Origin of the sequence: Pseudoalteromonas sp. SG43-6, from assembly GCF_014164365.1 — a bacterium.
In the GTDB taxonomy this organism is placed as follows: Bacteria; Pseudomonadota; Gammaproteobacteria; order Enterobacterales; family Alteromonadaceae; genus Pseudoalteromonas; species Pseudoalteromonas rhizosphaerae.
In genome coordinates this window covers 1-9,738 of record NZ_JACJEZ010000086.1, presented here as the reverse complement: position 1 = coordinate 9,738, position 9,738 = coordinate 1, and the positions used below count along the sequence as shown (strand labels likewise).

10 protein-coding genes and 1 pseudogene are annotated in these 9,738 nt (G+C 40.4%); 7 read left to right on the top strand and 4 right to left on the bottom strand.

Annotated elements, in window-relative coordinates:
- The first annotated feature begins 108 nt into the window (after window positions 1-108).
- A complete protein-coding gene (ald, locus tag H5201_RS21545; protein ID WP_149982720.1) occupies window positions 109-1,230 on the top strand; it encodes an alanine dehydrogenase in 1,122 nt (373 codons plus the stop codon).
- Window positions 1,231-1,301: 71 nt separating this feature from the next.
- Here ald and H5201_RS21540 read toward each other — a convergent pair whose 3' ends face one another.
- Entirely contained in the window at window positions 1,302-2,099 is a 798-nt protein-coding gene (locus tag H5201_RS21540) for a M48 family metallopeptidase (protein ID WP_145242210.1), read from the bottom strand.
- A 192-nt stretch (window positions 2,100-2,291) separates the two neighbouring features.
- On the opposite strand from H5201_RS21540, the gene H5201_RS21535 reads away from it, so the two are divergent.
- The gene (locus H5201_RS21535; protein ID WP_145242208.1) at window positions 2,292-3,491 is read left to right on the top strand and encodes a Bcr/CflA family efflux MFS transporter; all 1,200 of its coding nucleotides are present in this window, start codon (window positions 2,292-2,294) and stop codon (window positions 3,489-3,491) included.
- 27 nt (window positions 3,492-3,518) lie between these two features.
- Here H5201_RS21535 and grpE read toward each other — a convergent pair whose 3' ends face one another.
- Together grpE and H5201_RS21525 are read right to left on the bottom strand one after the other, a co-directional pair.
- Window positions 3,519-4,127, bottom strand: coding sequence for a nucleotide exchange factor GrpE (grpE, locus tag H5201_RS21530; protein ID WP_145242206.1), 609 nt, complete (start codon window positions 4,125-4,127; stop codon window positions 3,519-3,521).
- Between the two features lie 58 nt (window positions 4,128-4,185).
- Window positions 4,186-5,151, bottom strand: a complete 966-nt coding sequence (locus tag H5201_RS21525) for an HrcA family transcriptional regulator (protein ID WP_145242204.1) — start codon at window positions 5,149-5,151, stop codon at window positions 4,186-4,188.
- Between the two features lie 100 nt (window positions 5,152-5,251).
- Between H5201_RS21525 and nadK the strand changes: the two genes are divergently transcribed.
- The 5 genes from nadK to H5201_RS21500 all read left to right on the top strand — a co-directional run bounded on the left by nadK (window position 5,252) and on the right by H5201_RS21500 (window position 9,479).
- The gene (nadK, locus tag H5201_RS21520) at window positions 5,252-6,136 is read left to right on the top strand and encodes an NAD(+) kinase (protein WP_145242288.1); all 885 of its coding nucleotides are present in this window, start codon (window positions 5,252-5,254) and stop codon (window positions 6,134-6,136) included.
- Between the two features lie 78 nt (window positions 6,137-6,214).
- Entirely contained in the window at window positions 6,215-6,754 is a 540-nt protein-coding gene (locus tag H5201_RS21515) for a hypothetical protein (RefSeq protein ID WP_182768141.1), read from the top strand.
- Window positions 6,755-6,846: 92 nt separating this feature from the next.
- On the top strand, window positions 6,847-8,520 hold the full coding sequence (recN, locus tag H5201_RS21510) for a DNA repair protein RecN (RefSeq protein ID WP_182719389.1): 1,674 nt from the start codon (window positions 6,847-6,849) through the stop codon (window positions 8,518-8,520).
- Between the two features lie 109 nt (window positions 8,521-8,629).
- Entirely contained in the window at window positions 8,630-9,055 is a 426-nt protein-coding gene (locus H5201_RS21505) for a hypothetical protein (RefSeq protein ID WP_145242198.1), read from the top strand.
- Window positions 9,056-9,158: 103 nt separating this feature from the next.
- Window positions 9,159-9,479, top strand: coding sequence for a hypothetical protein (locus tag H5201_RS21500; protein ID WP_182785359.1), 321 nt, complete (start codon window positions 9,159-9,161; stop codon window positions 9,477-9,479).
- Between the two features lie 43 nt (window positions 9,480-9,522).
- Here H5201_RS21500 and H5201_RS21495 read toward each other — a convergent pair.
- Window positions 9,523-9,738, bottom strand: a pseudogene (locus H5201_RS21495) (IS630 family transposase); the annotation flags it as partial.

Sequence of the window (9,738 nt, the reverse complement as noted above, 5' to 3'; positions counted from 1 at the left end):
GTGTTTTCAGATTATATCACTAGAATACCGATTAAAAAAGGTGAGACACACTGCCAGTACATGAATATAATAGTGAAAAATTTTATCCCGTTCTATTAAGGCAATATTATGATTATCGGTGTACCTAAAGAAATAAAAAACCATGAATACCGTGTAGGTATGGTCCCTGCTAGTGTTCGTGAGTTAGTAAACCACGGCCACCAAGTTTTTGTTGAATCTGATGCAGGTATGGGCATTGGCTTCACTAACGAAGATTACACACTGGCAGGTGCAGAAATTCTAGCAACTGCTGCTGAGGTTTTCGCAACAGCAGAGATGATTATAAAAGTAAAAGAGCCACAAGCCGTTGAACGTGCAATGCTACGTGAAGACCAAATTCTTTTCACTTACTTACACCTTGCACCAGATCTTCCACAAACTGAAGACCTAATCAAAAGCAAAGCAATTTGTATCGCATACGAAACAGTAACTGATTCACGCGGTGGTTTGCCACTACTTGCACCTATGAGTGAAGTTGCTGGCCGTATGTCTATTCAAGCTGGTGCACAAGCGCTTGAAAAATCAAACCATGGTCGTGGCATGCTACTTGGCGGCGTACCGGGTGTTGAGCCAGCTAAAGTTGTTGTTATTGGCGGCGGCATGGTTGGTCGTAGCGCAGCACAAATGGCTGTTGGCCTTGGTGCTGAAGTTGTCGTACTTGATCGTAACATTGACGTACTACGCGCACTTGACGCTCAGTTTGGTAATAAAGTTAAAGCGATTTACTCAACAGCTGATGCACTTGAAAAGCATGTACTTGAAGCTGACCTAGTAATTGGTGGCGTACTTATCCCTGGTGCTGCTGCACCTAAACTAGTTACTGCTGAACACATTAAAGCAATGAAGCCTGGCTCTGCAATTGTTGATGTTGCAATTGACCAAGGTGGTTGTATCGCAACGTCTAAAGCAACAACTCACGCTGATCCGACCTTCATCGTTGATGACGTTGTTCACTACTGTGTTGCTAACATGCCAGGTGCTGTACCACGTACATCTACTTTCGCACTTAACAATGCAACATTGCCTTTCATCATTAACCTTGCAAACAAAGGTTATAAGAAAGCATTACTAGATGACGCTAATTTCCTTAAAGGTCTTAACGTGATCAAAGGCCAAGTAACTTACAAAGAAGTTGCTGAAGCCTTCAACATGCCATACGTAGATCCACGTACTGCTGTTGAAAACGCATAACTAGCGTTTAGAATAATAAAAGCCTGTGAACATCAGTTCACAGGCTTTTTTTATATCACCAAAAAAGTTTATTACAGCTTACATTGTGGGTTTTTACCCGCCGCTTTTGCTGCTTTTTGCTCATTTAATGCTTGTGGCAATTTTGCTTGTAGCTCTTTAATGCGGTTAGCAGGTGCTGGGTGAGTAGACATAAATTCAGGTGTATTACCACTGCCTGCTTTACTCATATTCTGCCAAAGTGTTACGGATTCTTTTGGATTAAATCCGGCTTTTGCCATTAAATCTAAACCCACTTGGTCGGCCTCAGATTCATGAGAGCGACTAAATGGTAAAATAACGCCGTACTGCGCACCTAAACCAAGACCTTGCATAATTTCGTTACGATATTGTACATTGCCCATTTCAAGTGCGGCACTGCCCGCTTGCATACCTGTTTGTAGCAAGGAACTTTGTGATACGCGTTCATTAGAGTGCTCAGCAATTACATGCCCTACTTCGTGCCCGATAACGGTTGCTAGCTGATCTTGATTTTCAGCCACTTTTAACAACCCTGTATGCACACCAATATAGCCACCGGGTAATGCAAACGCGTTAGCTGAATCGTCTTCAAATACCACCACTTCCCACGCCTGAGTTGCATACTGTTGCGGTAATACTGCAATCACATCGTCAGCAATGCACTTTACATACGCATTTACTTGAGGATTATTATTAATTTTTTGATTCTTTTTCATATCAGCAAAGCTTTGCTGACCCATCTGACTCATTTGTTGATCAGAATAAAGCGCAATTTGCGTACGCCCTGTTGGTGATGTTTTACAACCCGCTAATACAGCGGTGGCAAGCACAGCCAAAACTAATTTTTTCATTGTATTCTCTTAACTAACAATTTAATTGTTCTTAGAATAGCAAACCAGCCTGCAATTGAATATATCGACTGCCAGTAAAAACATCTGTTGCGTTATATTTCAGTTAAAGGCGATAGTTAGCATGCAAACTAAGTACCCAAGACTAATTGTCGCTGTTACAATAGCAGCCTCTTTTTGTTTAATGGGTTAGTCATGCAGGACTCGGTTTCTTTAAATAAACGCATTCTATTACCTTTACTCGCCAGTATTGTTGCAATTACGCCACTGGCAATCGATATGTATCTTCCGGCAATGTTAGTCATTGCTAACGACCTTAATACCACAATGCCTAATGTACAAATATCGTTAAGCATATATTTAGCTGGCTATGCGCTGGGAATGCTATTTTTTGGCCCAATCGCAGATCAAATTGGTCGTCGCGTGTTAACGAAGGTCGGCTTAGCATTGTTTGGCTTAAGCTCTGTCGCATTGGCCTTTTGTAATGACATTCATCTATTTTGGGCTTTGCGGGGCGTACAAGCATTCACAGGTGCTGCAGCAACCGTTGTGGTGCCAGGGATAATTCGTCATATTTATAAACAAGATACTGCTAAAGGAATGTCGTATGTATCGATGATCATGATGGTAGCGCCCTTAGTCGCACCAACGGTTGGATCAATGATCATGGGCTTATCTCACTGGCAAACAATCTTTTTAGTACTGGCTAGTTACAGCTTTGTTATTTTAGCCTTGGTACAAATATACTTAATCGATATCCCTATTTTCAAAAGCCCGATGAAAGGCTTTGCACTATTTTTCGATAGCTATAAAACCGTATTTAAAAATAAAGATACCCGAGCAGATATAGCCAGCTCAATGTTTGTCTCATTCGGCTTTTTTTGCTTTTTAACCGCAGTGCCCTTTGTATACCTTGATTACTTTAAAGTATCAGAACAATTATTTGGTGTTTTATTTGCTTTCAATGTCATGGCGCTAATGTTTGGTAACTTTTTAAATACCCGCCTAGTACCACGTATTGGTTCACGAAAAATGCTGTATTATGGATTAGCGGTCGGCTTTGTAGCTGGCAGTGCCCTACTCACATTTAGCATATTACACCTATCGCTGTATTTTATTGTTGCAGCTATTGCTCCTCTGATGATGAGTTTAGGGGTTACCGCTAGTAATGCTGATGCATTGATCTTAATGCAGTTTGAAGAGCGTTCTGGCACCGCTACGGCGGTTATTGGTACATTGCGCTTTGGCAGCGGTGCATTAGTCGGTCCAATTTTAGCCTTAATGCATGCACAAAGTGCGGTACCATTTTCAAGCTTAATGTTCAGCGCATTAGTATTAACACTAATAGCCCAGCTTTGGCACCGAGCTAGAAACAAAAAAAATGCCCGTAGTTAACGGGCATTTTTTTACTAAGCGACTTATTTATTCAGCTGCTTTAGATACCATCACCATTGCAGGGCGTAATAAACGACCATTTAATGTATACCCTTTTTGCATCACTGCTAATACAGTGTTAGGTGTTACATCATTGCTTGGTTGAATCGACATTGCTTGGTGGAATTCAGGATTAAACTGCTCACCTTGTGGGTTAACAATTTCAACACCAAATTTTGCAACCGCATCGTTGAAGCTTTTAACTGTCATATCAATCCCTTCAAGCAATGGCTTTAAGGTTTCGTTTTCTTTGTCTGAGAACTCAATAGCACGTTCTAGATTATCAATAACAGGTAATAATTCGTTAGCGAACTTTTCAAGTGCAAATTTATGCGCTTTTTCTACATCTTGTGCAGCACGGCGACGAATATTATCAACGTCTGCAGCGGCACGTACTACGCTATCTTTTTGGTTTGCGATAGTTTGTTTCGCATCTTCAAGCTCAGCATAAAGCATAGCAATTTCAGCTTCAGGGCTAACTTCTTCGCCTTCGTGCGCGTCAGCAGCTTCTACAGCCGCTTCAACGTCTGCTTGCATTTGCTCTAATTCTTCGTTTAATTCAACTTCTTGCTCTGGTGATTTTGTCTGCTCAGACATAATTTAAGTGCTCCAATACTTTTCAATTGCGGTAATTATGGGGATTGAATCAAAAGATTCAAGAGCCAGATGACTCGATTAATTTAAATTCTTGAATGATTGCTTCAATTTGCGCCGATTTAGGACAAATTACACAAAAACGACTTTGATATTCTTGATTTTGAAAATACGGCACGCTGATCACCATCAGTTCGTCACAATCAGTAAATGGCAATTGTGACGTATTTAAAACCGACACACCATTTTTAAAAGCTAACTTATCTTCTACAAAGTTCAAAAATGAGACACCAATATTTAAGCTTTGTTCACAATCAATTTGCCGATATAAATAATTTTCGCCGACCACGATACTGTTATCTGAGCCTAATTTATGGCTCAGCTCACGGGTCCATTGATTTAACGAATCATGACAATTTCGTGGTGCTGTATTTGCCATTGCTTGCATACGGTACAAGCCTTCCATTAAAGTTTGCTGACTGAATACAGTATTAAGCCAAGTAGCGAATTGATAACGTACGGTGTCAGACGCATCATCCGGCTTATGAATACAAATGTTATGGCTTTGCCCTGCTCTATCTAACAGTAAAATAAGCCAATCATTGCTGTCAAAATCTAATACTTCAACTCTAAAAACGTGTTGAGAACTTACTTGCGGCAGACCAACGCAGCAACATACTTGATAACGCTGGCTTATACCATGCGCCATCTCGACTAATTGCGCTTGTGCAGGCTGCCAATACTGCGCAATTTGCGACAGAGGGAAAAATTCACTTAGCCAATAATCAAACCCGGCATTAGTAGGTACCCGTCCAGCAGAAGTATGCGGTGAATACAGCAGGCCTATTTTTTCTAGGCGCGACATCGCATTTCTAACTGTTGCAGAACACACAGCCATACCTTTTTGTTTGGCAATACGGCTTGACGCGACAGGTTGACCTTCACCATTACAGTACAGGCTCATCACGGCGGAAAATATTTGCTGATCTCGAGGGTTTAAATTCATAGTATCTACATCTTGCTGCATACTGGGGATATCGGGGCGTAGTGAGTTTATTTCAAGGTTATTTTCAAACTTGTCACTTTTGAGTTACTCTACTGATATTAATACTATTGATGCGTTTATCATGGAATCACCGTTTAAAACCATAGGTTTAATTGGCAAACCAAATCACAGTGGTGCAGCTGCAACTTTACAGCGCTTATACACTTTTTTAAATGCGTTAGGATTTGACGTGTTATTAGAGCAGAGAACCGGTCATCAATTAACCAATGTCCCCAAGGAAAAGTTAGTCAAACTGGTTGAGCTTGGCGAACGTGCCGATCTCGCTATTGTGGTCGGAGGCGATGGTAATATGCTTGGCGCAGCAAGGGTATTAGCCCGATTTGATGTTGCTGTTATAGGCGTAAACAGAGGCAATTTAGGCTTTCTAACAGATTTAAACCCAGAAGGCTTTGAAGCTAGTTTAGAACAAGTATTAAGTGGTCAATATCTTGAAGAAAAACGCTTTTTATTAGAAGTTGCAGTTTATCGCCATGGCGAATTAAAAAGTGCTAACTCAGCAGTGAATGAAGCCGTTTTACATGCCGATAAAGTCGCTCACATGATTGAATTTGAAGCCTTCATTAATAACGATTTTGTTTTTTCTCAGCGCTCTGATGGTTTAATTGTCTCAACCCCTACGGGCTCAACAGCCTATTCGCTGTCGGGTGGCGGGCCCATTTTGACCCCAGAACTAAATGCAATCTCATTAGTACCGATGTTTCCGCATACATTATCAAGCCGACCATTAGTGGTTGATGCCGATAACGAAGTACGCTTAAAGCTCAGCTTAGAGAATACCGACAGCTTACAAGTCAGCTGCGATAGTCATGTGGTGCTTGCTGTATTGCCTGGCGATGAAGTGATAATTAAAAAAGCAGATAAGAAACTACGCCTGATCCACCCCAAAGACTACTCTTACTATCATGTACTTCGCACTAAGCTCAACTGGGGTAGTCGTTTATATTAATTTTATTGCGCTCATTCAGACTTTAGAGCAAAATAAGCTGAATTCATTTATTACCTTTTCAAGGGAAATCAAACCGAAATGACGTATGTTGTTTTCTTTGCTTTATTATTACTGATAACGCTGCTTGGCAGCTATTTGGTGATTGAAAATAATCGCCGAAAAGCGCTTGAAGCGCAAAAAAAGCTATTCAATAATCGCGTTAAAGAAGTAACTCAACAGTTAAAAATAAAATTAAATGAGTACTGCGACGCAAAAATAATTCGTCCTAAATACATCCCAAGAATACAAGTTATTGCCAGTAATTTCTTTGTCGTACAACCTCATACTGACGAAAACTTATTGTATCTTGAACGCATAAACGAGTCATTGATCAGCACGATTAGTAGTGAGTTGGCAAAAACTTATGTAACAGGTGAACGAGATGCACTAGCTGAACGCTTAGATTTTTTTGTGGCTGAGTTACCCATAGCCGGCTTTGCTTACAATAAAACGTTTTACCATGAACTTTTACCATCCATGATTAAAGTTTTACGCACTGATGATTTATCTGCGAATCCTGAAGATTATGTCAAACCTCTTGATCCTGAAACTAATTTTGAGAAATCAACCAGTGAGTAAGTAATAAACTAGATAGCGACATTAAAAATTAATTTGCAAAAACCCAAAACACTGTATAAATTAACAGTTAATTGACTGGATGGATGAACAGTATGTTAACTGGGTTAGAGATTAAAAATTTTGCAATTGTAAGCAATTTAAGCACCGAGTGGCAAAGCGGTATGACAGCCATTACGGGTGAAACAGGTGCCGGTAAATCTATTGCTATTGATGCCTTATCTTTATGTTTGGGTGAACGTGCCGAAGCCTCAGCTGTTCGCCCAGGCACTGAGCGCGCTGAAATATGCGCCACCTTCGATTTAACCAACCTCCCCTTGGCTAAGCAGTTTTTAGAACAGCATTTGCTATCGAATGATGAGCAAGAGTGCTTACTTCGTCGTGTGGTGTGTAAAAATGGCCGCAGCAAAAGTTATATTAATGGCACCCCAGTCACTGCAGCCCAACTAAAAGAAATCGGTCAGTACTTGATCTCTATTCATGGTCAACATGCTCACCAATATTTGCTTAAAAGCGAACATCAACTCCAGCTATTAGACGCTTATGCAGGTCATCAACCTCTGGTTGAAGCAGTGCGCCAGCATTATCGTAATTGCCAAAACTTACAAAAAGAATTTACCGCGCTCGAACAAGCCCAGTTGCAACAAGCAGCGCAAAAGCAATTATTAGAGTACCAAGTAGCTGAGCTTGATGAGTTTGCTTTACAACCAGATGAATTTTCGCAAATTGAAGCCGAGCATTATAAGCTCAGCCACAGCCAAACTATTATTGAAGCATGCCAACGAGAGTTACAAAGCTTATACGAAAATGACGAGCAAAATGCCTGTTCCCTATTACAACATAGCGCGCAGCAGTTTGCTGAGCTTGCCGGGTTTGATGAAAGCCTAGCTAGTGTGGCTGCTTTACTCGAAGAAGCGGCTGTGCAAGTTGAGGAAGCGAGTCGTGAAATTCGTAATTATGCAGAGCAAGCTGAACTTGATCCGAGCCGACTAATCGACGTTGAAACACGATTAAGTGGTGCGATGGATTTATCACGTAAACACCATATTAAACCAGAGGACTTAGTTGAGTTTCACCAAAGTATCACACAAGAGCTTGAGTCGATTAGTAATAACTCGACCCGTTTAACGCAACTTGAAGGTGAAATTAACCAAGCATTAGCAGCTTATCAGCAAGCTGCGCAAGCCCTAAGTGAAAGCCGTCATGAGGCAGCGCAGACATTAAATACATTGATCAGTGCAAGCATGGCGCATTTATCAATGGAAAATGGTGTGTTTGAAATAGCCCTTACACCACAACCTGAAAAAGCACCAAACAGCCTAGGTTATGATAATGTAGCCTTTTTAGTCTCAACTAACCCAGGCCAACCGTTACAACCGTTATCAAAAGTTGCCTCAGGTGGTGAGCTGTCACGCATAAGTTTAGCGATACAAGTTATTATTGCGCAAAAAGTCACTACGCCAACGCTTATTTTTGATGAAGTGGATGTAGGTATTTCTGGACCAACTGCAGCAGCTGTAGGCAAGCTTTTACGTCAATTAGGCAAATCGACTCAAGTTATCTGCGTAACCCATTTACCGCAAGTTGCCAGCTCGGGGCATCAGCAGTTTTTTGTGGCCAAAGAAATTGCCAATGGCGAAACCTTTACACAAATGTTGCCACTCAGTAAACATGGCCGTATTGATGAAATTGCCCGTTTACTTGGTGGTGATAACATCAGTAAAACAGCCAAAGCTAACGCAAAAGAGTTAATTATGGCGCATGCTTAATTAAGCTAAAACAACACCTACGTTTAAACTATTTTTAAATACAACCATCCATTAAGCCTTACTTATATAAAGCAAGGCATAATAACTAACAATAGAACACATATAAATCATGACGATAACAACATTGCCAATAAAATTAATTAGCCTACTTTTTTGTTTTACACTTTTAACGGGTTGTAATGATTACTTTATAAATACCACGCAACTGACGAATAGCACATGGCAACCACTTTTAGTCATTGCATTTATTAGCCTATTTTTGATCCCGTTAATTAGCTTAGCGCTGCTTATATTTAGTCAATGGAAGCACCTTCAGTTTAAAATAACTCTGCAACGTTATTTACATGGCTCACTTGTTTTAATGCTCGCCATAGCGTGGTTTATCGAATTAAGCTTAGTGCAACGCGCTGATAACCGTATGGATTTGATGTTAACGTTGTGCGCGCTAGCCACTCAAATGGTATTAGTCGTAGCTGCTTTTGTACTTGTTAATAAACAACAAAAAATGCACCACCGCGCTAAAAACTTTCTGTAAAGTATTGTTTAAAATAACAATTAAAAACATTTACTTTACATAATTGACACATTTAATTTAGCAACATACACTCAATAAAATAAAAAAATCGATGGAATGAATAATGAGCGCTACACAATCTAAAATCACCCAGCTAAAACGTTGTTATGCAACATTACAACTGGGTGTTGCTAAAGCTGATGGCCGCCTTACTCTTACTGATAACCTGCTGCATTTTGAAGCCCTCAATAAACAACTTAACTTGGGTTGTTATGCCATCAAACTTAATAACATTTCCCATGTCGAAAAATGCGCAGCTAAAGCCGGCGGTTTAATCCCTATTACCGCCGCTGGAATCAAAATAACCACCAAAGAAAATTATCATCTAGAGTTTATTTTAGCTGAACCCGATGAGTGGCTTAATTGCCTGCAAGCGAGTCATTAAGCATTAAAGGAAAGGTACTAGTACTTCGTCACACAAATTTTGACTAGTTGAGAGCACCGTAAGCTCTCTCTAGTTTTTCACGTGCTGAATCAACATTAAACATCCAATTTATACTGGCGCCTTCTTTATTTCGACGCCATTCCCACGCCGTGAGCTCTGTCTTTAACTCTTCCATACTTGCTATGCGCCGATCTAAGCATTGCTTATTCATATTGCCAATTTCTATCTCGACCATATTCAACCAACTCGCATGTTTAGG

Coding starts and splice junctions, on each gene's coding strand:
- ald (WP_149982720.1), top strand. CDS start 109: ATGATTATCGGTGTACCTAAAGAAATAAAAAACCATGAATACCGTGTA.
- H5201_RS21540 (WP_145242210.1), bottom strand. CDS start 2,099: ATGAAAAAATTAGTTTTGGCTGTGCTTGCCACCGCTGTATTAGCGGGT.
- H5201_RS21535 (WP_145242208.1), top strand. CDS start 2,292: ATGCAGGACTCGGTTTCTTTAAATAAACGCATTCTATTACCTTTACTC.
- grpE (WP_145242206.1), bottom strand. CDS start 4,127: ATGTCTGAGCAGACAAAATCACCAGAGCAAGAAGTTGAATTAAACGAA.
- H5201_RS21525 (WP_145242204.1), bottom strand. CDS start 5,151: ATGCAGCAAGATGTAGATACTATGAATTTAAACCCTCGAGATCAGCAA.
- nadK (WP_145242288.1), top strand. CDS start 5,252: ATGGAATCACCGTTTAAAACCATAGGTTTAATTGGCAAACCAAATCAC.
- H5201_RS21515 (WP_182768141.1), top strand. CDS start 6,215: ATGACGTATGTTGTTTTCTTTGCTTTATTATTACTGATAACGCTGCTT.
- recN (WP_182719389.1), top strand. CDS start 6,847: ATGTTAACTGGGTTAGAGATTAAAAATTTTGCAATTGTAAGCAATTTA.
- H5201_RS21505 (WP_145242198.1), top strand. CDS start 8,630: ATGACGATAACAACATTGCCAATAAAATTAATTAGCCTACTTTTTTGT.
- H5201_RS21500 (WP_182785359.1), top strand. CDS start 9,159: ATGAGCGCTACACAATCTAAAATCACCCAGCTAAAACGTTGTTATGCA.